Below are 23547 nucleotides of genomic sequence, written 5' to 3'. Positions count from 1 at the left end.
AGCGGTGGCAGGAAAACGAATCACGGGTGTGGTATCGCTGACGGTGCGGTGTGGCTTCAGGCAGATGGCCGGGCGTGGCCGTCGCACTGCCTGGAATACGCCAGCCCTCTGCGCACAGAGGGCTGGCGCTGCCTCACTTCTCCACGCTCACCCCATAGAACGCGTTCAGGGCGAATGGACTGATCTTGAAGTCCTGCACCTTGATGCTCATGGGTTGATAGACGGTGGAGTGGGCGATGGGCGTGTAGGGCACCTGTTCCTTGAGGATGTGCTGCGCCTGCTTGTACAGCTCGGTGCGCTTGGCCTGGTCGGAGGTGGCCTTGGCTTGCTTGATGAGGTCGTCGTAGGGCTTGTAGCACCACTTGGAGAAGTTGTTGCCTTCCAGGGCGTCGCAGCCGAACAGGGTGCCGAGCCAGTTGTCCGGGTCACCGTTGTCGCCGCTCCAGCCGATCAGCATGGCGCCGTTTTCGCCGCCCTTGGAGCGCTTGATGTACTCGCCCCACTCGTAGGTGACGATCTTGGCCTTGATGCCGATCTTGGCCCAGTCCGATTGCAGCATCTCGGCCATCAGCTTGGCATTGGGGTTGTAGGGGCGTTGCACCGGCATGGCCCAGAGCGTGATTTCGGTGCCTTCCTTGACGCCGGCTTCCTTGAGCAGTTGCCGAGCCTTTTCCGGGTCGTAGGGGGCGTCCTTGATGGTGGTGTCGTAGGACCATTGCGTCGGCGGCATGGCATTGACCGCCAGCTGCCCGGCGCCCTGATACACCGACTCGATGATCTGCGCCTTGTTCACCGCCATGTCCAGGGCCTGGCGAACCTTGAGCTGGGCCATGGGATTGGGCTCGTTGCTGCCCTTGATCTTGTCCATCACGTTGTAGGCGATGTAACCGAGGTTGAAGCCGGCCTGCTCAGGCATCTTCAGGTTCTTGTCGGCCTTGAGCGGCTGGATGTCGGCTGGGCGCGGGAACAGGGTGACCTGGCACTCGTTCTTCTTGAGCTTCTGCATGCGCACCGAGGCGTCGGTGGTGATGGCGAAGATCAGGTTGTCGACCTTCACGTCCTCGGGCTTCCAATAGTCCTTGTTGCCCTTGTAGCGGATCTGCGCGTCTTTCTGGTACTTGCTGAACACGAACGGCCCGGTGCCGATCGGCTTTTGGTTGATGTCGGGCGCTTTGCCTTGCTTGAGCAACTGCTCGGCGTATTCGGCGGACTGGATCGAGGCGAAGCTCATGGCCAGATTCTGGATGAAGGCGGCGTCCACTGTGTTCAGGGTGAAGCGCACGGTACGGTCGTCGAGCTTCTCCAGCTTGGCGATGTTCTTGTCCATGCCCATGTCGGTGAAGTACGGGAACTCGGTGGGGTATGCCTTGCGGAACGGCATGTCCTTGTCGAGCATGCGGTTGAAGGTGAACAGCACGTCGTCGGCGTTGAATTCACGGCTGGGCTTGAAGTAGTCGGTGGTGTGGAACTTGACCCCTTCGCGCAGGTGGAAGGTGTAGGTCTTGCCGTCTTCGGAAACGTCCCAAGTGGTGGCCAGGCCTGGAATGACGGCGGTGCCGCCACGCTCGAACTGGGTCAGGCGGTTGAACAGCGGTTCGGCCGAGGCGTCGAAGTCGGTTCCGGTGGTGTACTGGCCGGGGTCGAAACCGGCGGGACTGCCCTCGGAGCAGAACACCAGGTTGGATGCGGCGAGCGCGGTGGGCGCTGCACCAGCCAGCAGGCCTGCGCCTACCAGAAACGGAATGACTGCGTGTTTGAGCATGGTGGCCTCATTGTTGTCATTTTTTGAGTTGAGGCGGCCTCGTGAGCCGACCTGCGGATACTTATGCAGGGGCTATACCCATTGCAACACTCAACAGGATGGCCGGTCCCGGAAAGGTGGCACGGGCGTACATGGATGTCGCATTGTTGTAACTTTTGCCGTGGTTGAACGTTTGCGCAACAAAAAAACCGGCATTTTGCGACATGTTTCGGCGGGAATGGGGATGTAGGATGCGCGCTCTAAGTGCGTAGGGGCATTCGGATGGGTAGTGATGGGGCGGGGTAAGAGCAGGTTGATGTTGGCTGTGGGCGTCAAACGATCGGGGCCGCAATGCGGCCCCGAGGTTGCGTTGAGTGCACGCCCAGGTCAGGGCATTTGCACTTCGATCAGGCCATCGGCATTCATGCTGACTTCGCTGGTGCCCGCCTCGACGTCAGGCGAAGGGGCGGCCTCGTCGGCGGCCATGGCCTTCATTGCCATCGGCGCGCTGCGCAGGTAAGGGCGCGGGTAGCCACTGCTGTTGAGGTTGAGGTTGACCACTTTGTAGCCGCTGCCGCCGAGCGCTTCGGTGGCCAATTGGGCGCGGGCCTTGAAGGCGTTGACCGCCTCCTTGAGCAGGTCGTCTTCGCTGGCCTTGCGCGTGGCCGGGGCGATGGAGAAGTCCATGCCACCCATTTTCAGGGTTTGCAGCAGATCGCCGGTGAGTTTGGACAGGGCCGGGAAGTCCGCGCTTTCCAGGCGCAACTCGGCGCGTTCGCGCCAGCCGGTGATCTTCTGACCTTTGTTGTCGTAGATCGGGTAGCTGTTGCGGCTGCCCTGGCTGATCTTCACCTCTTTGACGTCGCGCGCCTGCTGCACGGCCTTGTTCATGGTTTCGGTGATCTGCTTGGCGAGCTTGCCCGGATCGTTGTCCTGCGCTTCGCTGTAGAGGGTGACGACCATCAGGTCGCGGGCCACTTCCTTGCTGACTTCGGCGCGCAGCGAGACCTGGTTGTAACGCGGCTCGTCGGCGGCGAAGGCCGGCAGGCTGGCGAACAGGCCACAGGACAGGGCGAACGCGGCGCTGCAACGGGAAATCTGCATGTATCACTCCTTGGATGGAAGGCGCGGGGAACAGTCGCGTCCCGCATGGCCGTTCAGACTGGAAAAGCGGGCAGTGGGTTCAACGATGCCATCACGACTTTGTGACAGAGTATGGCACGCGCGAAACCTGTGGCGGTTTGCCGCATGGCTGCAGGCCAGTGCCTGGCTTCGGTATACTCCAGCCGATTGTCCTGGAGCACTCATCAGGAGAGCTCATGCTCGCCCCCGCACATCCGATGTCCGCCACGCGTCAGAACCTCTGGCGCCTGACCATCATCCGCATTCTGGTTCTGGCTGCCCAGGCAGGTTCCGTGGGCGTCGCCTACTGGACCGAGCTGCTGCCGCTGCCGTGGTTCTCACTGGCCGCCACCCTGGCCTTGTCGTCCCTGCTGTGTGCCTTCACCGCCCTGCGCCTGCGCCTGACCTTACCGGTGACCGAGCTCGAGTATGCCCTGCAATTGGCCTGCGACCTGCTCATCCACAGCGCCCTGCTGTACTACTCCGGTGGCTCGACCAACCCCTTCGTGTCCTATTACCTGGTGCCGTTGGCGATCGCGGCGGTGACCTTGCCGTGGATCTATTCGCTACTGCTGTCGGGCATCGCGCTGGTCGCCTACAGCCTGCTGCTGGTGCAGTTCTATCCACTGGAAACGCTGCCGCTGGCGCGCGACACCATGCAGGTCTACGGCATGTGGCTGAGCATTGCTCTGGCGGCTGCGGTGATCACCTTCTTTGCCGCGCGCATGGCCGAGGAGTTGCGTCGACAGGAGCAATTGCGTGCCGAGCGCCGCGAAGACAGCCTGCGCGACGAGCAACTGCTGGCCGTGGCCACCCAGGCGGCCGGCGCTGCCCATGAATTGGGTACGCCGCTGGCGACCATGAGCGTGCTGATCAACGAGATGCGCCAGGACCACAGCGATGCGCAGTTGCAGGAAGACCTCGCGGTGCTCCAGGACCAGGTCAAGCTGTGCAAGCAGACCCTGCAGCAATTGGTGCGCGCCGCCGAAGCCAATCGGCGCATGAACGTGCCCGAGCAGGAGGTCACGGCCTGGCTCGACGAGGCGCTCAACCGCTGGCACCTGATGCGTCCTGAGGCCAGCTACCGCTTCCAGCGCCTGCGCGACGGTCAGGTGCCTTCGCTGACGCCGCCTCCGGACTTGACCCAGGCGCTGCTCAACCTGTTGAACAACGCCGCCGATGCCTGCCCGGACGATCTGGAAGTGCGCCTGGACTGGGACGCCCAGGACATCCTGATCAGCATTCGCGACCATGGCCCCGGCGTGCCGGTGGCCATTGCCGAGGCGATTGGCAAACCCTTCTTTACCACCAAGGGCAAAGGCTTCGGCCTGGGCCTGTTCCTGAGCAAGGCCAGCGTGACCCGCGCGGGGGGCTCGGTGAAACTCTACAGTCATGAAGAGGGCGGCACCCTGACCGAGCTGCGCCTGCCCCATGGCACGCGAGGAGATGAACGATGAGCGACGAGAACCAGATCGAAAGCGAAGAGCTGCCGCACCTGCTGCTGGTGGATGACGACGCCACTTTCACCCGCGTCATGGCGCGCGCCATGAGCCGCCGCGGCTTTCGCGTGAGCACAGCGTCCAGTGCCGAGGCCGGGTTGGAACTGGCCCTGCAGGACCTGCCCGACTACGCCACGCTGGACCTGAAAATGGACGGCGACTCGGGCCTGGTGCTGCTGCCCAAGTTGCTGGAGCTGGACCCGGAAATGCGCGTGCTGATCCTGACCGGTTATTCCAGCATCGCCACGGCGGTGGAGGCGATCAAGCGCGGTGCCTGCAATTACCTGTGCAAGCCGGCCGACGCCGACGACGTGTTGGCGGCGCTGCTGTCCGAGCATGCCGACCTGGACACCTTGGTGCCGGAAAACCCGATGTCGGTTGATCGCCTGCAGTGGGAGCACATCCAGCGCGTGCTGGCCGAGCACGAGGGCAACATTTCGGCGACGGCGCGGGCGCTGGGCATGCACCGACGCACCTTGCAGCGCAAGTTGCAGAAGCGCCCCGTGCGCCGCTGAGGCTGCCTTCTGGCCCGATGGGTGCAGCCCGCCAGGACTGCGCCAACCGGGCCCATTCTGCGCAGGTCAGATCTGCCAATCTGACAGAAGTTTCTCTCCTACAGCCCCGCGATCCCCGCAAATACCGGCCGTTGGCGTATCATCAGCGCCCTAAACGGCAAACCCCTTCCAGGATCGTGGCAATGCTCGCCCTTCTCATCCAGACGCTGAACATCACGGCACCGGTCTTCGCCATGCTGTTCCTGGGCGTGCTGCTCAGACGCATTCACCTGATCGACGACAACTTCATCAAAGTCGCCTCATCGCTGGTGTTCAATGCCTGCATGCCGGCGCTGTTGTTCCTGGGCATTTATCACGCCGACCTGTCTTCGGCGGTCAAGCCCGGCGTCATCCTTTACTTCATCGTCGCCACCTTGCTCGGCTTCGGCCTGTCCTGGGGACTGGCGATCTGGCGCAGCCCGCCTGCGGATCGTGGCATCTATACCCAGGGCGCCTTTCGCGGTAACAACGGGGTGATCGGCCTGGCGCTGGCCGCCAGCCTGTATGGCGACTACGGTATCTCCCTCGGCGCGGTGCTGGCCGGGCTGGTGATCCTGATGTACAACTCGCTGTCGACCGTGGTGCTGGCGGTGTACAGCCCGAGCCTCAAGTCCGATCCGTGGAGCCTGTGCAAGAGCATTTTCAGCAACCCGTTGATCCTCAGCGTGCTGCTGGCCACGCCCATGGCCTACGCTCAGGTGCCGCTGCCGAACTGGCTGCTCACCTCCGGCGACTACCTAGCGCAGATGACCCTGCCACTGGCGCTGATCTGCATCGGCGGCACCTTGTCGCTGGCGGCGCTGCGCGACAGCGGCAAGCTGGCGGTGGATGCCAGCCTGGTGAAGATGGTCTGGCTGCCGCTGTTCGGTACGCTCGGTGCCTGGCTCTGCGGATTCCGCGGGGCCGAGTTGGGCATCCTGTTCCTCTACATTGGCAGCCCGACCGCTGCGGCCAGCTACGTCATGGCCCGTGCGGCCGGCGGCAACCATGAACTGGCCGCCTCGATCATCGTCATCACCACGTTGATGGCGGCGATCACCACCAATATCGGCATCTTCATCCTGCAGTGGGGCGGATGGATCTAGCCGTCGGCACCCTAGCCTCAATCACAAGAACTTCGCCATCAAAGGACACTTCATGCAAGACCAGAGCACGCCCGAGGGGTTGCAACGCGGGCTGAAGAACCGCCATATCCAGCTGATCGCGTTGGGCGGTGCCATCGGTACCGGCCTGTTCCTGGGTATCGCCCAGACCATCCAGTTGGCTGGCCCTTCGGTGCTGCTGGGCTACGCGATCGCCGGGCTCATGGCCTTCCTGATCATGCGCCAGCTCGGCGAAATGGTGGTCGAGGAACCGGTGGCCGGGAGCTTCAGCCACTTCGCCCATCGCTACTGGAGCGAGTTCGCAGGTTTCGTCTCCGGATGGAACTACTGGGTGGTCTACGTGCTGGTCGGCATGGCCGAACTGACGGCGGTGGGCATCTACGTGCAGTACTGGTGGCCCACGTTTCCGACCTGGGCCACGGCGGCGATCTTCTTCGTGGTGATCAACGCCATCAACCTGACCCAGGTGAAGGTCTATGGCGAGATGGAGTTCTGGTTCGCGCTGGTCAAGGTCGTGGCCATCGTCAGCATGATCGGCTTCGGTGCCTGGTTGCTGAGTACCGGGCATGGCGGCCCGGATGCCAGCGTGGCCAACCTGTGGCAGTACGGCGGATTTTTCCCCAACGGCATCACCGGATTGGTGATGGCGCTGGCGGTGATCATGTTTTCCTTCGGCGGCCTGGAGCTGGTCGGCATCACCGCTGCCGAAGCGGACGACCCGCGGCGCAGCATTCCCAAGGCGACCAATCAGGTGGTGTACCGCATCCTGATCTTCTACATCGGTGCCCTGGCCGTGCTGCTGGCGCTGTACCCGTGGCAGAAGGTGGTGCAGGGCGGTAGCCCGTTCGTGATGATTTTCCACGCGCTGGACAGCGATGTGGTGGCGACCGTGCTCAACGTCGTGGTGCTCACCGCGGCGCTGTCGGTGTACAACAGTTGCGTCTACGCCAACAGCCGCATGCTGTTTGGCCTGGCCAGCCAAGGCGACGCGCCGCGTCAACTGCTCACCGTCAATCGACGCGGCGTGCCGCTGGTGGCGCTGGGCGTTTCGGCGCTGGCCACTGGCCTGTGCGTGGTCATCAACTATGTGATGCCGGGCGAAGCGTTCGGCTTACTGATGGCCCTGGCGGTGTCGGCGCTGGTGATCAACTGGGCGAGCATCAGCATCACCCACCTGAAGTTCCGCAAGGCCAAGCAGGCGGCGGGCATCGTGCCGTTCTACCGCAGCCTGGGACACCCGTTGACCAACTACCTGTGCCTGGCCTTCATCGTGTTGATCCTGGTGGTGATGTACCTGACGCCGCCGGTGCGCATTTCGGTGCTGTTGATTCCCTTGTGGATTGCCGCACTGTGGGTAGCGTTTCGCTTGAAGAAGCGCCGTCAGAGCGGCGCCTGATCCTGCCGAGCGAGCTGCTCAGTGCTGTCGGCGCCAGGCGCGAACGGTGGTGTAGAGCAGCACGGCACCGAGCACCGGCAGCACATACAGCAGCATCAGTCGTTCCAGGCGTTCGGCCAGCGGCAGGCCTGTGGTGAAGGCCACCACGTGCAGGCCGTAGGCCAGGTACAGCGCCAGGAACACCAGGCCCTCGGCGCGAGTGATGCGATAGCCGGAATAGAACACCGGCAGGCTCAGCGCCGCGACGCCGAGCATGACTGGCAAGTCGAAGTCCAGGGCATTGGGCGAGATCGACAGCGGCTCGGGCGTGATCAGCGCCGTCAGGCCCAACACGCCCAGCAGGTTGAACAGATTGCTGCCGATCACGGTGCCCACCGCGATCTCGCGCTCCCCGCGCAAGGCGGCGATCAACGCCGCCGCCAGTTCCGGCAATGAGGTGCAGACCGCGACCACGGTCAGGCCGATGACGCGCTCCGACAGTCCCAGGTCGGTGGCGACCTCGACTGCCGCCTGCAACAACAGATGCCCGCCCAGACTCAGCAACACCAGCCCACCGATCACTTGCAACAGCGCCAAGCTCCAGAAGCGTGCGGCGCTGCGATGGGCTGTGTCCGGGGCCGGATAGGTGCGGGCATAGTGGCGTGACTGATGCCACAGCATGCCCAGGTAGCCGAGCAATCCCAACAGCAGCAACAGGCCTTCGAAACGGCCCAGCTCTGCGTTGGCGGCCAGCAGGTAGACCAGCGCACTGGCGGCGATCATCAGCGGAATGTCCAGGCGCACCAGTTGCCGCGAAACGCGCAGCGGGATGATCAGTGCGGCCAGGCCGAGGATCACCAGGACATTGAAGATGTTGCTGCCGATCACGCTGCCGATCGCCACGTCAGGCGCGCCCTGGTAGGCGGCTTGCAGGCTGACGGTCAGTTGTGGCGCGGTGCTGCCGAAGGCGACCAGGCTCAGGCCGATGATCAGTGGCCTGACGTGCAGGCGCACCGCCAGGCGCAAGGCGGCGCGTACCAGCAGCTCGGCGCCGAGCACCAGCAGCACGAGGCCCAGGCCCAATTGCAGGAGGCTGAAGGTGGGAAGGGTGGCTAGGTCGAAAATGGTACAGCTCCCGTCAGGTCAGTCGCTCAATCCTTGTACCCGCACGCGCGCCGTTCCGCTACGCAGCATGCCGATTTTTTCAGCGGCAGCCCGGGATAGGTCGATGAGCCGGCCGCGGGTGTGCGGACCGCGATCGTTGATACGCACCACAACGCTGCGTTGGTTGGACAGGTTGGTCACCAGCACCCGGCTGCCGAACGCCAGGGAGCGATGGGCGGCGGTCAGGCCATGCTGGTTGAAGGGTTCGCCGCTGGCGGTGCGGTTGCCGTGGTGGCGTGCACCGTAGTACGAGGCCGTGCCGGTTTCGTCATAGCCGCGCGGATCGATAACGTGGTTGGCGCAGCCGCCGAGGACGGCGAGCACCGCGAGGGGCAGAAAACGGATGAAGTAACGCATGGGTAGATCGGGTGCTCCGGTGCTGGCAGGTCAGGCGCAGAACCTGCAGGAGCGGCGCGAGGCCGCTCCTGCGAAGGTCACCCTTCGAGCTTGGCCTTGAGCAGTTGGTTCACCTGCCCCGGGTTGGCCTTGCCCTTGGAGGCCTTCATGGCCTGGCCGACGAAGAAGCCGAACATCTTGCCGCGCTTGGCTTCATCGGCGGCGCGGTACTGCTCGACCTGTTCGGCGTTGGCGGCCAGCACGTCTTCGAGCATCTTGTCGATGGCACCGGTGTCGGTGACCTGTTTCAGGCCTTTGCTTTCGATGATGCCGTCGGCATCGCCTTCACCTGCAGCCATGGCCTCGAACACGGTCTTGGCGATCTTGCCGCTGATGGTGTTGTCGCGAATGCGCAGCAGCATGCCGCCGAGCTGTTCGGCGCTGACCGGCGACTGGTCGATCTCGACGCCCAGCTTGTTCAGCAGGCTGCCCAGCTCGACCATCACCCAGTTGGCCGCCAGCTTGGCGTCACCGCCGATCTTGGCCACCTGCTCGAAGTAGTCGGCCTGTTCGCGGCTGCTGGCCAGCACGTTGGCGTCGTACGGCGACAGGCCGTACTGGTTCTGGAAGCGCTCGACCTTTTGCGTCGGCAGCTCCGGCAGCGAGGCGCGAACGGTGTCGAGGAAGCTCGGCTCGATGACCACTGGCAGCAGGTCCGGATCGGGGAAGTAACGGTAGTCGTTGGCTTCCTCCTTGCTGCGCATGGAGCGCGTCTCGTCCTTGTTCGGGTCGTACAGGCGGGTTTCCTGGACTACCTTGCCGCCGTCCTCGATCAGGTCGATCTGGCGCTGGATCTCGCTGTTGATCGCCCGTTCGATGAAGCGGAAGGAGTTGACGTTCTTGATCTCGCAGCGAGTGCCGAACTCGGCCTGGCCTTTCGGGCGAACCGACACGTTGCAGTCGCAGCGCAGCGAACCTTCGGCCATGTTGCCGTCGCAGATGCCCAGGTAGCGCACCAGCGCATGGATGGCTTTGACGTAGGCCACCGCTTCCTTGGCGCTGCGCATGTCCGGCTCGGAGACGATCTCCAGCAGCGGCGTGCCGGCGCGGTTGAGGTCGATGCCGGTGGCGCCGTTGAAGTCTTCGTGCAGGCTCTTGCCTGCATCCTCTTCAAGGTGAGCGCGGGTGACGCCAATGCGCTTGAGCGTGCCGTCTTCCAGGGCGATGTCCAGATGGCCCTTGCCGACGATCGGCAGCTCCATCTGGCTGATCTGGTAGCCCTTGGGCAAGTCGGGGTAGAAGTAGTTCTTGCGCGCGAACACGTTGCGCGGTCCGATCTGGGCATCGATGGCCAGGCCGAACATGCACGCCATGCGCACGGCCTCCTGGTTCAGCACCGGCAACACACCCGGCATACCGAGGTCGACCAGGCTGGCCTGGGTGTTCGGCTCGGAGCCGAAGGTGGTGGCGCTGCCGGAGAAAATCTTCGACTGGGTGGCGAGCTGGGTATGAATCTCCAGCCCGATCACAACTTCCCATTGCATGTGTGAATTCCTCAGAAGCCGTTGGGGGCGCGGGTGTGCCAGTCGGTGACTTGCTGGTAACGGTGCGCGACGTTGAGCAGGCGGCCTTCCTGGAAATACGGGGCCAGCAGTTGCACGCCCACCGGCAGGCCATCGACGAAGCCGGCCGGCATCGACAGGCCCGGCAGGCCCGCCAGGTTGGCGGTGATGGTGTAGACGTCCTCGAGGTAAGCGGCGACCGGATCGCTGCTCTTGGCGCCGAGTTTCCAGGCCAGGTTCGGCGTGGTGGGGCCGAGGACCACGTCGACCTGCTCGAAGGCCGTCATGAAGTCGTTCTTGATCAGGCGGCGAATTTGCTGGGCCTTGACGTAGTAGGCATCGTAGTAGCCAGCCGACAGGGCGTAGGTGCCGACCATGATCCGGCGCTGCACTTCAGGGCCGAAACCCTCGCCGCGCGAGCGCTTGTACAGGTCGGTGAGGTCTTTGGGGTTTTCGCAGCGGTGGCCGAAGCGCACGCCGTCGAAGCGCGATAGGTTGGAGGAGGCTTCGGCCGGGGCGATCACGTAGTAGGCCGGGATGGCATGCTGCATGTTCGGCAGGCTGATTTCCTTGACCACCGCGCCGAGCTTTTCCAGCGCCTTGACGCTGTTGTGCACCAATTCGCCGATGCGCGGGTCGAGGCCGGCACCGAAGTACTCCTTCGGCAGCCCGATGCGCAGGCCCTCGAGCGGGGCATTCAGGTTGGCGCTGTAGTCGGGTACCGGCTCGTCGACGCTGGTGGAGTCGTTCGGGTCGAAGCCGGCCATGGCTTGCAGCAACAGCGCGCAGTCTTCGGCGGTGCGGGCCATTGGGCCGCCCTGGTCGAGGCTCGAGGCGTAGGCGATCATGCCCCAGCGCGAAACCCGGCCATAGGTAGGCTTGAGACCGGTGAGACTGGTCAGGGCCGCCGGTTGGCGGATCGAACCGCCGGTGTCGGTGCCGGTGGCAGCGGGCAGCAGGCGTGCGGCCACCGCGGCGGCCGAACCACCGGAAGAACCGCCAGGCACGTGTTCGAGATTCCACGGGTTTTTCACCACGCCGTAGTGGCTAGACTCGTTGGCCGAGCCCATGGCGAATTCGTCCATGTTGGTCTTGCCGAGGCTGACCATGCCGGCCTGGGCCAGGCGTGCGACCACGGTGGCGTCATAGGGCGCGGTGAAGCTGTCGAGCATCTTCGAGCCACAGCTGGTGCGCACGCCTTGGGTGCAGAACAGGTCCTTGTGGGCGATGGGCGCGCCCAGCAGCGCACCGGTCTCGCCCTGGGCGCGCCGTTGGTCGGCGGCGCGGGCCTGTTGCAGGGCTTGTTCTTCGGTGATGCTGATGAAGCTGTTGAGCTGGGGGTCGAGCTGCTGGATGCGCGCCAGCAGCGTGCGGGTCAGCTCTTCGGAGGAAAACGACTTGTCGGCGAGGGCGCGGGCGATCTCGGCCAGAGTGAGTTGATGCATGGCAGGTTCTATCCCTTACTCGATGACTTTCGGAACCAGGTACAGACCGTTCTCGGTCGAGGGTGCCACCGCTTGGTAGCGATCACGCTGGTTGCTTTCGGTCACCTGGTCGGGACGCAGGCGCTGGGTGGCTTCGAGCGGGTGGGCCAGCGGCTCGATGCCGGTGGTGTCGACGGCTTGCATCTGGTCGACCAGCCCGAGAATACTGTTCAGGGCATCGGTAATGCGTGGCAGTTCGCCTTCATTGAGACCCAGGCGGGCCAGATGGGCGATCTTTTCCACGTCACAGCGTTCAAGCGCCATGGGGATCTCCAGGAAAAACAGAAACAGAATGCTTCCGTATTGAGGAACATGCCGGGATTCTGGCGGTCATACGGCCGCGATCATCGGCTGGCGTGCTCGGAAAAACTGCCAATTTACCATATTGGCTCCTTGCCCAAAATCCCTGCCATTGTTAGAGTTTGCCGCACTTTTTTACCCACGCTTTCCCCAGGGTCACTTTCCCATGTTCAAGAAACTGCGTGGCATGTTTTCCAGCGATCTGTCCATCGACCTGGGTACTGCCAACACCCTTATTTACGTGCGTGAGCGCGGTATTGTCCTGAATGAGCCCTCGGTCGTTGCCATCCGTACCCACGGCAACCAGAAAAGCGTCGTGGCCGTCGGCACCGAAGCCAAGCGCATGCTCGGCCGTACACCTGGCAACATTGCCGCCATTCGTCCGATGAAGGACGGCGTGATCGCCGACTTCAGCGTCTGCGAAAAGATGCTGCAGTACTTCATCAACAAGGTTCACGAAAACAGCTTCCTGCAGCCCAGCCCTCGTGTGCTGATCTGCGTCCCGTGCAAATCGACCCAGGTCGAACGCCGCGCCATCCGTGAATCGGCGCTGGGCGCCGGTGCCCGCGAAGTGTTCCTGATCGAAGAACCCATGGCCGCCGCGATCGGCGCCGGCTTGCCGGTCGAGGAAGCGCGCGGTTCGATGGTCGTGGATATCGGCGGTGGTACCACCGAGATCGCGTTGATCTCGCTCAACGGTGTGGTCTACGCCGAGTCCGTTCGCGTCGGCGGCGACCGCTTCGACGAAGCCATCGTCACCTACGTACGTCGCAACTACGGCAGCCTGATCGGCGAATCCACCGCCGAGCGCATCAAGCAGGAAATCGGCACCGCCTACCCAGGTGGCGAAATCCGCGAAGTCGATGTGCGCGGCCGTAACCTGGCCGAAGGCGTGCCGCGTGCCTTCACCCTGAACTCCAACGAAGTGCTCGAAGCGCTGCAGGAGTCCCTGGCGACCATCGTCCAGGCGGTCAAGAGCGCCTTGGAACAGTCGCCGCCGGAACTGGCCTCGGACATCGCCGAGCGCGGTCTGGTGCTGACCGGTGGTGGTGCCCTGCTGCGCGACCTCGACAAGCTGCTGGCCCAGGAAACCGGTCTGCCGGTGATCGTCGCCGAAGACCCGCTGACCTGCGTCGCGCGCGGCGGTGGTCGTGCGCTGGAGATGATGGATAAGCACGCCATGGACCTGCTCTCCAGCGAGTGAGTCGCGTGCCGTTCGCTGTTCGCTGAAATCCCCCGGTTTACAGGTGGCACACACAGTGCTACCTGTATGCGCTGGGCTGGCGTCCGCTGGGCGTCGTTTCCGTCAACCCGCAGGCAGGTGGTTGCATTGACCCTGTGCAATGACCGCCTGAATCGTCGTCCACGAGGAACGGCCCATTAAACCGCTTTTCTCCAAGGGCCCTTCGCTGGGCGTTCGTCTGCTCGTGCTGGTGGTGATGTCGGTCGCGCTGATGGTGGTCGACTCGCGCTTCGACGTGCTCAAACCGGTGCGCAGCCAGATGGGGCTGGTGCTGATGGAGTCCTATTGGGTCACCGATTTGCCGCAGCGTCTGTGGCAAGGCGTGGCCGGGCAGTTCGGCAGCCGCACCGAACTGATCGCCGAGAACGAGAAACTCAAGACCGAAGCGCTGCTGTTGCAGGGGCGTTTGCAGAAATTGGCCGCGCTGACCGAGCAGAACGTGCGCCTGCGCGAACTGCTCAATTCTTCCGCGCTGGTCAACGAGAAGGTCGAGGTGGCGGAGTTGATCGGCGTCGACCCCAATCCGTTTACCCATCGCATCCTGATCAACAAGGGCGAGCGCGACGGCGTGTTTCTCGGTCAGCCGGTGCTCGATGCGCGCGGCCTGATGGGCCAGGTGGTCGAGCTGATGCCTTACACCTCGCGGGTGCTGCTGCTCACCGACACCACCCACAGCATCCCTGTCCAGGTCAATCGCAATGGCCTGCGCGCCATCGCCAGTGGCACGGGCAATCCGGAACGTCTGGAGCTGCGCCATGTGGCTGACACCGCCGACATCAAGGAAGGCGATCTGCTGGTGAGCTCCGGCATGGGGCAACGTTTCCCGGCCGGTTATCCGGTGGCCACGGTCAACGAAGTGATCCACGACTCCGGGCAGCCCTTCGCCATCGTTCGTGCCATCCCCACCGCCGCGCTCAACCGCAGTCGCTACATGCTGCTGGTGTTCAGCGACCGACGCACGCCTGAGCAACGCGCCACCGATGCGGCCATCGCGCAGGAGGAGGCCGATCGCCAGGGTGCCAAGGACGCTCATCCGGGCGCGGCGACCGGCCAAGCGCCGGCCTCGACCGGCGACGCGCAGGGCCATGCTCCAGCCGCGTCTGGTTCCTCGGCGCCGGCGCACGGCTCGTCCACCTCTCATCCGGCCGCCACGCCAGCAGCGCCGGCCCAGCCGCGGAGTGAATGATGGTCAGTACCCGTAGCAGAAATGGCTGGGCGATCTGGCTGACCTTCGTCATCGGCTTGTTGCTCAGCGTGACGCCGATGCCGCAATTCATGGAAGTGTTTCGCCCCATGTGGCTCGCTTTGTTGCTGGCGTTCTGGACACTGGCGGTGCCGAGCAAGGTCGGCATGACCACCGCGTTCGTCCTGGGGCTGGCCGAAGACGTGCTGTATGGCACCCTGTTGGGACAGAACGCGCTGATTCTCACGTTGATCACGTTCCTGGTGCTGTCCTTGCAGCAGCGCCTGCGCATGTTCCCCATGTGGCAGCAAAGCCTGGTGATCCTGGTGGTGTTCGGCATCGCCCAGTTGATCCAGCTGTGGCTCAGCGCCCTGACCGGTAACCGCCTGCCGACCCTGGCGCTGGTCTGGTCGGCGGTGATCAGTGCCTTGCTCTGGCCCTGGATCAGCTTCGCCCTGCGTGGCCTGCGCCGACGCCTGCACATCCACTGACGCGTCGTCACTGACAGGGAGATGTCCACATGACCCAACTGTACCTGGCCTCCGGCTCGCCGCGTCGGCGCGAGCTGCTGGCCCAGATCGGCGTGCCGTTCACTCGGGTCCACGCCCCCATCGATGAAACGCCGTTGCCCGCCGAAGCGCCCCAGGCCTATGTCGAGCGTCTGGCACGGGCCAAGGCCGCAGCCGGTTTCGCCACGCTGACGGCGCCCGGCGTGGTGCTCGGTGCCGACACCGCCGTGGTGCTCGACGGCGTGATCCTCGGCAAGCCGGACGATCGCGAGCATGCGCTGGCCATGCTCGGCGATCTGTCCGGACGCGAGCACCAGGTGCTCACCGCCGTGGCGCTCACCGATGGCCAACGCTCGCTGAGCCTGTGCGTGGCCACCCAAGTGCGTTTTCGCGCCATCTCCTTCGACGAAGCCTGGCGCTACTGGGCCAGCGGCGAGCCTGTGGACAAGGCCGGTGGTTACGCCATCCAAGGCCTTGGCGCGGTATTCGTCAGCGCCATCGCCGGCAGCTACTCGGCCGTGGTCGGCCTGCCCCTGAGCGAAACCGCCGAGCTGCTCGAACAGTTCGCCATTCCCTGCTGGCAGCATGAGGAAACCGCTTAACGCTGGCCAGACGTGCGCCCGCCATCCATGATTACCGAAGACCTTTGACGAGAGCTGCCATGAGCGAAGAGATCCTGATCAACATCACCCCGATGGAATCACGCGTGGCAGTGGTGGAAAACGGCGTGTTGCAGGAAGTGCATGTCGAGCGCACCCAGCGCCGCGGTATCGTCGGCAACATCTACAAGGGCAAGGTGGTGCGGGTGTTGCCGGGTATGCAGGCGGCTTTCGTCGACATCGGTCTGGAGCGCGCAGCCTTCATCCATGCTTCGGAAATCTCCCAACGCGAAGGCTCGGCGGTCGAGACCATCACCGCCTTGGTGCACGAGGGCCAGGCCCTGGTGGTGCAGGTGACCAAGGATCCGATCGGCACCAAGGGCGCGCGCCTGACCACCCAGTTGTCGATTCCCTCGCGTTACCTGGTGTACATGCCGCGCAGCAGCCATGTCGGCATCTCGCTGAAGATCGAAGACGAAGCCGAGCGTGACCGCCTCAAACAGGTGGTCAGCGACTCCATGACCCAGGAAAACCTCAAGGACGCCGGCGGTTTCATCCTGCGCACCGCCGCGGAAGGCGCGCGGGCCGAGGATATCCTGCAGGACATCCGCTATCTGCGCCGCCTCTGGGAGCAGATCGCCAGCCAGATCCAGACCTGCGGCGCGCCCACCGTCATCTACGAAGACCTGGGCCTGGCACTGCGCACCTTGCGAGACCTGGTCCACCCGAAGATCGAGAAGATCCGTATCGATTCCCGGGAAACCTTCCAGAAAACCACGCAGTTCGTCGGCGAGCTGATGCCCGAGATCGCCGACCGCCTCGAGCACTATCCGGGCGAGCGGCCGATTTTCGACCTCTACGGTGTCGAAGACGAGATCCAGCGCGCGCTGGAGCGCAAGGTGCCGCTGAAGTCCGGTGGTTATCTGGTGGTCGACCCGGCCGAGGCCATGACCACCATCGACGTCAACACAGGCGCCTTCGTCGGCCATCGCAACCTCGAAGAGACGATTTTCAAGACCAATCTGGAAGCGGCCACGGCCATTGCCCGACAACTGCGCCTGCGCAATATCGGCGGCATCATCATCATCGACTTCATCGACATGGAAGATGAGGAGCACCGCCGCCAGGTGCTGCGCACGCTGGAGAAGCAACTCGAGCGCGATCACGCCAAGACCAACATCATCGGCATCACCGAGCTGGGCCTGGTGCAGATGACCCGCAAGCGCACCCGCGAGAGCCTCGAGCAGGTGCTCTGCGAGCCCTGCCAGGCGTGCCAGGGGCGCGGCAAGCTGAAAACCCCGGAAACCATTTGCTACGAGATCTTTCGCGAGATTCTGCGCGAGGCCCGCGCCTACCAGGCCGAGGGCTATCGGGTGCTGGCCAATCAGAAGGTGGTCGATCGGCTGCTGGATGAGGAGTCGGGTAACGTCGCCGAACTGGAAGCGTTCATCGGGCGAACCATTCGCTTCCAGGTCGAGTCCATGTATTCCCAGGAACAATATGATGTGGTGCTGCTCTGACTCGCGCTGAATACCTCCGTGCTGTGGCGAAATCTGCGGGTGCGGCCATAGTTGAAGGACGACTCGGAGGGCCTTGGCCATGGGACGTCTGAACCGCGTCCTGGGCGCGATGACCCGGTGGGGCCTTGGCCTCTGCGCACTGCTGGTCGTGTTACTCGCGCTGTATGTGAGTCTCGGCCGACAATTGACGCCGCTGGTGGCCGAATACCGTAACGAGCTGCAGGACAAGGCCGAGCAGGCGCTGGGCATGCCCGTGCATATCGGCGCCCTGGAGGGACGCTGGAGCGGCCTGGCACCGGTGCTGCGGGTCAGCGATCTGCAATTGGGTGAGGGGGCGTCGGCGCTGCGCCTGGACGAGGTCAAGCTGGTACCCGACTTGTGGGCCAGCCTCAAGGCCCGCGAAGTGCGTCTGGCGCACATTCAGCTTGGCGGCCTGCAAGTGATCCTGCGCGAGAATCCACAGGGCGAGTGGCGCTTGGAAGGGCTGCCGAAAAAGGATGACGAGCCGTTCGATGCCGCCCAGGTGCTGCAGCGCCTGCGTCAATTGGGACGGGTCGATGTGTTCGACAGTCAGGTTACCCTCCAGCCGTTTGGACGCGACCCTCTCACCCTGACCTATGTCAGCCTCGGTCTGCAGGCCAGTCCCGCGCGGCAGTCCCTGGAACTGCAGGCAACGCTGCCGGACGGCCAGCCTCTGGCGCTCAACCTGCGCAGTCGCGCCAAACCCGAGGCCTGGCGCGAAGGCGACTACCAAGCCTATCTGAGCCTGCCGCAGAGCGACTGGGCGCGCTGGCTGCCGCCCAGTGTGCTGGGCCAATGGCGGGCCAAGACCCTGCGTGCAGGCGGCGAGTTCTGGGTCGACTGGCACGAAGGGCGCTTGCAGCGCGGCGTCGTTCGGCTCAACGCACCGACATTGCGAAGTGCCTACGCGGACCGCAAGATGATCACCCTGGACAATCTGGCCCTGTCGGCCTGGGTTCGCCAAGGGCGAGAAGGGTACGAGGCGGTGGTCGATTCGCTGGCGGCGAACATCGGCGACACTCGCTGGGAAAGCCACCTGCAGGCGCAGCAAGCACCCGCTACGGATGACTCAGGCGACACTTGGCACGTTCAGGCCGACCGCCTCGACCTGACGCCGATCACCCCGTTGATCGACGCACTGGCGCCACTGCCCGACAAACTGATGACCGTAGTCGATGCGCTGAAGGTTACCGGTGCCCTGCGCAACGTGCGACTCGACATCCGCCCCCAGGCCGAAGGCGACCAACGCCTGGCGTTCGCCGCCAACCTCGACAACGTCGGCTTCGACGCCTACCACGGCGCTCCGGCGGCCGGCAATGTCAGCGGCAGCATCAGCGGCGATCTGGGCCAGGGCGAGCTGCGCCTGGACAGCGATGCCTTCATGCTTCACCTCTACCCGATCTTCGCCAAGCCCTGGCACTACCAGAAAGCCAATGCTCGCCTGACCTGGGCGCTGGACGACGACGGTTTCACCCTGATCGCGCCCTACATCAAAGTGCTCGGCGATGAAGGCAAGATCGCCGCCGACTTCCTCATTCGCTTCCGTTTCCACGAGCAACAGGCCGACTACATGGACCTGCGCGTCGGTCTGACCGACGGCGACGGGCGCTACACGGCCAAGTACCTGCCGCAGGTGCTCAGCCCGGCGCTGGACCAGTGGTTGCGCAGCGCCATCGTCAAGGGCGCGGTCGACGAGGGTTATTTCCAGTACCAGGGTTCGTTGAACCACGATGCGCCGGATCATTCGCGCAGCATCAGCCTGTTCTTCGACGTCCACGACGCCACCCTCGATTTCCAGCCTGGCTGGCCGCAGGTGCGACAGGTGGACGGCAAGGTGCGCATTCAGGACAGCGGCGTGCATATTCACGCCAACCAGGGCCTGTTGCTCGATACCAAGGTCAGCGATGTGCGCGTCGATATTCCTCACGTCGAGGGCGACCAGCACAGCCACCTGTATCTGGACGGCAAGTTCGACGGCAGCCTGGGCGACGGTCTGAAGATCCTCAAGCAGGCGCCCATCGGCACTGGCGAGATCTTCGCCGGCTGGGAGGGCGAGGGTCCGCTGCGGGGCAAGGTCAAGCTGGACATTCCCTTGGAGCACGGCATGCAGCCCAAGGTGAACGTCGATTTCGCCACCCATGATGCGCGACTGAAAGTGGAGCCGCCTGCGCTTGAGTTGAGCCGCCTCAAGGGCGACTTCAACTTCGATCTGGACAAGGGTTTGAGCGGTAAGGACATCAGCCTGCAGGCCTTCGGTAAACCGGTCTCGGCGCAGATTTTCGCCGAAGGGCAGGGCGGCCAGATCCAGACCCGTATCCAGGCCAGCGGTCAGGTGGCACTCAAGGCGTTGACCGAGTGGCTGCAGTTCAAGCAGCCATTGCCGGCTTCGGGCGATCTGCCCTACCAACTGCAACTCAGCCTTGGCAGTCGTGACAACCGTCTGGACATCAACTCGTCGCTCAAGGGGCTGATCATCGACTTGCCGCCGCCGTTCGGCAAGGCCATGACCACGGTGCGCGACAGCAGCTTCGGCATGACCCTGCAAGGCGCCGAGCGACGCTTCGATGCGCGGTATGCCGACCTGGCGCAGTTGGCCTATGCCACCACCTTGGACAAGCCCGAACAGGGCCGCGGCGAGTTGGTGCTCGGCGGTGGTTCGGCCAGCGTACCCGGTGCTCAAGGCCTGCGAGTGCGGGGCCGGCTGGAGACGCTGGACCTGGAGCCCTGGCAGCAGCAGATGAGCAAATATGCAGGGCAGGACCCTGGCGGCAGCGCGCGCCAGACCTTGCAGAGCGTCGACTTGAGCATCGGCCGGCTGAGCGCTTTCGGCACCGAACTCAATCAGGCCGTGGTGCGCCTGGCGCGGGTGGCCAGCGCCTGGGACCTGCGGCTGGACAGCCGCGAAGTGATGGGCAACGCCCGCCTGCCCGACGCCAAGGCAGCGCCGATGGTGGTTACACTGCAGACCCTGCGTCTGCCCCCGGCCGATCCGCAGCAGGAAGCGGCCGACGATGCGCCGGACCCGCTGGCCTCCTTCGATCCACGCAAGGCGCCCATGCTCGACCTGAGCATCGACAAGCTCTACCGCGGCGACGATCTGTTCGGCAGCGCGGCGGTCAAGCTACGCCCAACGGCACGCGGCGTTTCGGTGAATGACATCAAGCTCGATCTGAAGGGTCTGCGTGTCGATGGCAGCGCTGGCTGGGAGGGCACGCCCGACAGCAGCGCCAGCTGGTACAAAGGCCGCGTGCAGGGCGCGAATCTCGGTGATGTGCTCAAGGCCTGGGGCTTTGCGCCGACCGTCACCAGCCGCAGCTTCCGCATGGACGTCGACGGTCGCTGGCCAGGCTCGCCAGCCTGGGTCAGTCTCAAGCGTTTCTCGGGAAGCCTCGATGCTGCACTGCGCACCGGGCAGTTCGTCGAGGTCGAGGGCGGTGCCCAAGCCCTTCGCGTATTCGGCCTGTTGAATTTCAACTCGATCGGTCGCCGTCTGCGCCTGGACTTCACCGATCTGTTCGGTCAGGGCCTGGCCTATGATCGGGTCAAGGGCTTGCTGGTGGCCAGCGAAGGTGTCTATGTGACCCGCAAGCCGATCGCGGTGACCGGACCTTCGAGCAATTTCGAACTCGACGGTACGCTCGATCTGGTCCGTGACCGGATCGACGCCAATCTGCAGGTGACCCTGCCGGTCACCAACAACCTGCCACTGGCCGCGTTGATCGTCGGTGCTCCGGCGGTGGGTGGGGCATTGTTCCTGGTCGATCGTCTGATCGGCGACCGCGTTGCGCGCTTCGCCAGCGTGCATTATCGGGTTCAAGGTCCGGTCAAAGAGCCTAAGATCACATTTGTGAAACCCTTCGACAAATAGCTTCGGGAGCGGTCATGAAGTCAGCGGTGATCCAGATGGTCAGTCAGGATGATGTCCTGGCCAACCTGCAGCGGGCGCACGCGCTGCTGGAGCAGGCTGCCGCCGACGGCGCTCGCTTGGCTGTGTTGCCGGAAAACTTCGCGGCCATGGGGCGGCACGATGCCGCCGCCATCGGCCGTGCCGAGGCCCTGGGCCAGGGGCCGATACTGCCCTGGTTGAAACGTGCCGCCCGCGACCTCAAGTTATGGGTAGTGGCGGGCACGTTGCCGCTGCCACCGGTCGCTTCGCCCGAGGCCAAGGCCCACGCCTGTTCGTTGCTGGTCGACGAGCAGGGTGAAATCGTTGCCCGCTACGACAAGCTGCATCTGTTCGATGTGGATGTGGCTGATAATCGCGGACGCTACCGGGAGTCAGACGACTATGCGCCGGGTGCGCGCGTGGTGGTGGCCGATACCCCGGTCGGCAAACTGGGCCTGTCGGTGTGTTACGACCTGCGCTTTCCCGAGCTCTACAGCGCCCTGCGCGAGGCAGGAGCGGAGCTGATCAGCGCACCTGCGGCGTTCACCGCCGTGACCGGTGCGGCGCACTGGGAAGTGCTGATCCGTGCCCGGGCCATCGAAACCCAGTGCTACGTGCTGGCAGCCGCCCAGGGCGGGACTCATCCCGGAGGGCGCCAGACCCATGGTCAAGCGGCGATCGTCGACCCCTGGGGGCGGATCGTGGCCGAACAGGCGCGCGGCGAAGGTGTGCTGCTCGCTGCGCGCGATATCGACGAACAAGCGTCCATTCGGGCGCGCATGCCGGTGACTTCGCACCGGCGCTTTTTCTCGCAGGACGCCTTGCGGCCTGCGTTCACCGTGGAGTGACTATGAGCCAGATGTTATCGACCGTCAGCGATCAGCTCCTGGCACCGGGCGGACTGACCCTCGACAGCCTGCAAGCTGTGTTGGGTGAGTTGGCCGGGCCCGGCATCGACGCGGCCGACCTGTATTTCCAGGGACAGATCTCGGAAACCTGGGCGCTGGAAGACGGCATCGTCAAGGAAGGCAGTTTCAACCTCGACCAAGGCGTGGGTGTGCGTGCGCTGTCCGGCGAGAAGACAGGCTTCGCCTATAGCAATGCGATCAACCTTGAAGCGCTGACCTCGGCCGCCCGTGCCGCCCGGTCGATCTCGCGCGCCGGCCAGAACGGCAAGGTTCAGGCGTTCCGCAGCCAGGACGTGGCCGCGTTGTATGCGCCGGACAACCCACTTGACGTGCTGAGCCGCGCCGACAAAGTCGAGTTGCTCAAGCGCGTCGATGCCGCCACCCGTGCCCTCGATCCGCGTATCCAGCAGGTCAGCGTCAGCATGGCGGGCGTCTGGGAGCGTATTTTGGTGGCGGCGGCCGATGGCAGTCTGGCGGCGGATGTGCGGCCCTTGGTGCGCTTCAACGTCAGCGTCATCGTCGAGCACAACGGTCGCCGCGAGCGCGGTGGTCACGGCGGGGGCGGGCGCACCGACTACCGCTACTTCACCGAGGCGCGCGTGATGGACTATGCGCGCGAGGCGTTGCGTCAGGCGCTGGTCAATCTCGATGCCCGACCGGCGCCGGCTGGCTCACTGCCGGTGGTGCTCGGTCCGGGCTGGTCAGGTGTGCTGCTGCACGAGGCGGTTGGGCATGGTCTCGAGGGCGACTTCAACCGCAAGGGCAGTTCGGCCTACAGCGGTCGCATCGGCGAAGCCGTGGCGTCGAAGTTGTGCACCATCGTCGACGATGGCACGCTCAAGGATCGTCGCGGCTCGCTGAGCGTCGACGACGAAGGCACGCCCACCGAGTGCACCACGCTGATCGAGAACGGCATCCTCAAAGGCTACATGCAGGACAAGCTCAACGCTCGCCTCATGGGCATGGCGGTGACCGGCAACGGCCGACGCGAATCCTATGCGCACCTGCCCATGCCGCGCATGACCAATACCTACATGCGCGCTGGCCAGAGCGATCCGCAGGAGATCATCGCCTCGGTCAAGAAGGGCATCTACTGCGCCAACCTGGGTGGCGGACAGGTGGACATCACCAGTGGCAAGTTCGTGTTTTCCACCAGCGAGGCCTACCTGATCGAAGACGGCAAGATCACCGCACCGGTCAAGGGCGCGACGCTGATCGGCAATGGTCCGGAGGCGATGAGCCGGGTGTCGATGGTCGGCAACGATCTGGCGCTGGACAGTGGCGTGGGCACCTGCGGCAAGGACGGGCAGTCGGTGCCGGTGGGCGTAGGCCAGCCGACCCTCAAGCTCGATGCGATTACCGTAGGTGGGACCGGGGCTTGACGTATTCTGGGCGCGGTGCAGGCGCGGCGCCGTGTCGCGACCTGGGCGATGCGCTG

General features: G+C 64.3%; 19 protein-coding genes. 12 read left to right on the top strand and 7 right to left on the bottom strand.

Going from position 1 to position 23547, the window contains the following annotated elements; all coding sequences use genetic code 11:
* Nucleotides 1–133: 133 nt before the first annotated feature.
* Together Q7C30_RS02975 and Q7C30_RS02970 are read right to left on the bottom strand one after the other, a co-directional pair.
* Nucleotides 134–1762, bottom strand: a complete 1629-nt coding sequence (locus Q7C30_RS02975) for an ABC transporter substrate-binding protein (protein ID WP_317870623.1) — start codon at nucleotides 1760–1762, stop codon at nucleotides 134–136.
* Between the two features lie 366 nt (nucleotides 1763–2128).
* Entirely contained in the window at nucleotides 2129–2845 is a 717-nt protein-coding gene (locus tag Q7C30_RS02970; RefSeq protein ID WP_116887618.1) for an SIMPL domain-containing protein, read from the bottom strand.
* Nucleotides 2846–3060: 215 nt separating this feature from the next.
* On the opposite strand from Q7C30_RS02970, the gene Q7C30_RS02965 reads away from it, so the two are divergent.
* The 4 genes from Q7C30_RS02965 (at nucleotide 3061) to Q7C30_RS02950 (ending at nucleotide 7415) form a co-directional block, all read left to right on the top strand.
* Complete coding sequence (locus Q7C30_RS02965; protein ID WP_039575560.1) at nucleotides 3061–4320, top strand: ATP-binding protein; 1260 nt, start codon at nucleotides 3061–3063, stop codon at nucleotides 4318–4320.
* The gene (locus tag Q7C30_RS02960) at nucleotides 4317–4877 is read left to right on the top strand and encodes a response regulator transcription factor (protein ID WP_029613619.1); all 561 of its coding nucleotides are present in this window, start codon (nucleotides 4317–4319) and stop codon (nucleotides 4875–4877) included. The genes Q7C30_RS02965 and Q7C30_RS02960 overlap by 4 nt, the downstream gene beginning before the upstream one ends.
* A 182-nt stretch (nucleotides 4878–5059) precedes the next feature.
* Entirely contained in the window at nucleotides 5060–6001 is a 942-nt protein-coding gene (locus Q7C30_RS02955; protein ID WP_039575563.1) for an AEC family transporter, read from the top strand.
* Between the two features lie 52 nt (nucleotides 6002–6053).
* The gene (locus Q7C30_RS02950) at nucleotides 6054–7415 is read left to right on the top strand and encodes an amino acid permease (protein ID WP_116887619.1); all 1362 of its coding nucleotides are present in this window, start codon (nucleotides 6054–6056) and stop codon (nucleotides 7413–7415) included.
* An 18-nt stretch (nucleotides 7416–7433) separates the two neighbouring features.
* On the opposite strand, the gene Q7C30_RS02945 is transcribed toward Q7C30_RS02950, so the two are convergent.
* From Q7C30_RS02945 to gatC, 5 genes are all read right to left on the bottom strand, one after another.
* A complete protein-coding gene (locus Q7C30_RS02945; protein ID WP_039575567.1) occupies nucleotides 7434–8477 on the bottom strand; it encodes a calcium/sodium antiporter in 1044 nt (347 codons plus the stop codon).
* A gap of 60 nt (nucleotides 8478–8537) precedes the next feature.
* Nucleotides 8538–8915: a septal ring lytic transglycosylase RlpA family protein gene (locus Q7C30_RS02940; protein WP_317870621.1), complete on the bottom strand. Its 378-nt coding sequence runs from the start codon at nucleotides 8913–8915 to the stop codon at nucleotides 8538–8540.
* A gap of 77 nt (nucleotides 8916–8992) precedes the next feature.
* Nucleotides 8993–10438, bottom strand: coding sequence for an Asp-tRNA(Asn)/Glu-tRNA(Gln) amidotransferase subunit GatB (gene gatB / locus Q7C30_RS02935; RefSeq protein ID WP_317870620.1), 1446 nt, complete (start codon nucleotides 10436–10438; stop codon nucleotides 8993–8995).
* Nucleotides 10439–10449: 11 nt separating this feature from the next.
* The gene (gene gatA, locus Q7C30_RS02930) at nucleotides 10450–11901 is read right to left on the bottom strand and encodes an Asp-tRNA(Asn)/Glu-tRNA(Gln) amidotransferase subunit GatA (RefSeq protein ID WP_317870619.1); all 1452 of its coding nucleotides are present in this window, start codon (nucleotides 11899–11901) and stop codon (nucleotides 10450–10452) included.
* 15 nt (nucleotides 11902–11916) lie between these two features.
* The gene (gene gatC, locus Q7C30_RS02925) at nucleotides 11917–12204 is read right to left on the bottom strand and encodes an Asp-tRNA(Asn)/Glu-tRNA(Gln) amidotransferase subunit GatC (RefSeq protein WP_029613616.1); all 288 of its coding nucleotides are present in this window, start codon (nucleotides 12202–12204) and stop codon (nucleotides 11917–11919) included.
* 202 nt (nucleotides 12205–12406) lie between these two features.
* On the opposite strand from gatC, the gene mreB reads away from it, so the two are divergent.
* The 8 genes from mreB (at nucleotide 12407) to tldD (ending at nucleotide 23491) form a co-directional block, all read left to right on the top strand.
* On the top strand, nucleotides 12407–13444 hold the full coding sequence (mreB, locus tag Q7C30_RS02920; RefSeq protein ID WP_039575577.1) for a rod shape-determining protein MreB: 1038 nt from the start codon (nucleotides 12407–12409) through the stop codon (nucleotides 13442–13444).
* 151 nt (nucleotides 13445–13595) lie between these two features.
* Nucleotides 13596–14669, top strand: coding sequence for a rod shape-determining protein MreC (mreC, locus tag Q7C30_RS02915; RefSeq protein ID WP_205419317.1), 1074 nt, complete (start codon nucleotides 13596–13598; stop codon nucleotides 14667–14669).
* Complete coding sequence (mreD, locus tag Q7C30_RS02910; protein WP_039575581.1) at nucleotides 14669–15157, top strand: rod shape-determining protein MreD; 489 nt, start codon at nucleotides 14669–14671, stop codon at nucleotides 15155–15157. The genes mreC and mreD overlap by 1 nt, the downstream gene beginning before the upstream one ends.
* A 29-nt stretch (nucleotides 15158–15186) precedes the next feature.
* Complete coding sequence (locus Q7C30_RS02905; RefSeq protein WP_295484375.1) at nucleotides 15187–15777, top strand: Maf family protein; 591 nt, start codon at nucleotides 15187–15189, stop codon at nucleotides 15775–15777.
* Between the two features lie 59 nt (nucleotides 15778–15836).
* A complete protein-coding gene (gene rng / locus Q7C30_RS02900; RefSeq protein ID WP_039575586.1) occupies nucleotides 15837–17294 on the top strand; it encodes a ribonuclease G in 1458 nt (485 codons plus the stop codon).
* Between the two features lie 79 nt (nucleotides 17295–17373).
* Complete coding sequence (locus Q7C30_RS02895) at nucleotides 17374–21183, top strand: YhdP family protein (protein WP_317870617.1); 3810 nt, start codon at nucleotides 17374–17376, stop codon at nucleotides 21181–21183.
* Between the two features lie 14 nt (nucleotides 21184–21197).
* Entirely contained in the window at nucleotides 21198–22049 is an 852-nt protein-coding gene (locus tag Q7C30_RS02890) for a carbon-nitrogen hydrolase family protein (RefSeq protein WP_304483812.1), read from the top strand.
* A 2-nt stretch (nucleotides 22050–22051) separates the two neighbouring features.
* Nucleotides 22052–23491, top strand: coding sequence for a metalloprotease TldD (gene tldD, locus Q7C30_RS02885; protein ID WP_029613611.1), 1440 nt, complete (start codon nucleotides 22052–22054; stop codon nucleotides 23489–23491).
* Nucleotides 23492–23547: the final 56 nt, after the last annotated feature.

It is taken from the genome of Pseudomonas sp. RAC1 (genome assembly GCF_030658255.1).
Lineage (GTDB): Bacteria > Pseudomonadota > Gammaproteobacteria > Pseudomonadales > Pseudomonadaceae > Aquipseudomonas > Aquipseudomonas boreofloridensis.
This window is presented reverse-complemented; position numbering and strand designations above follow the sequence as displayed.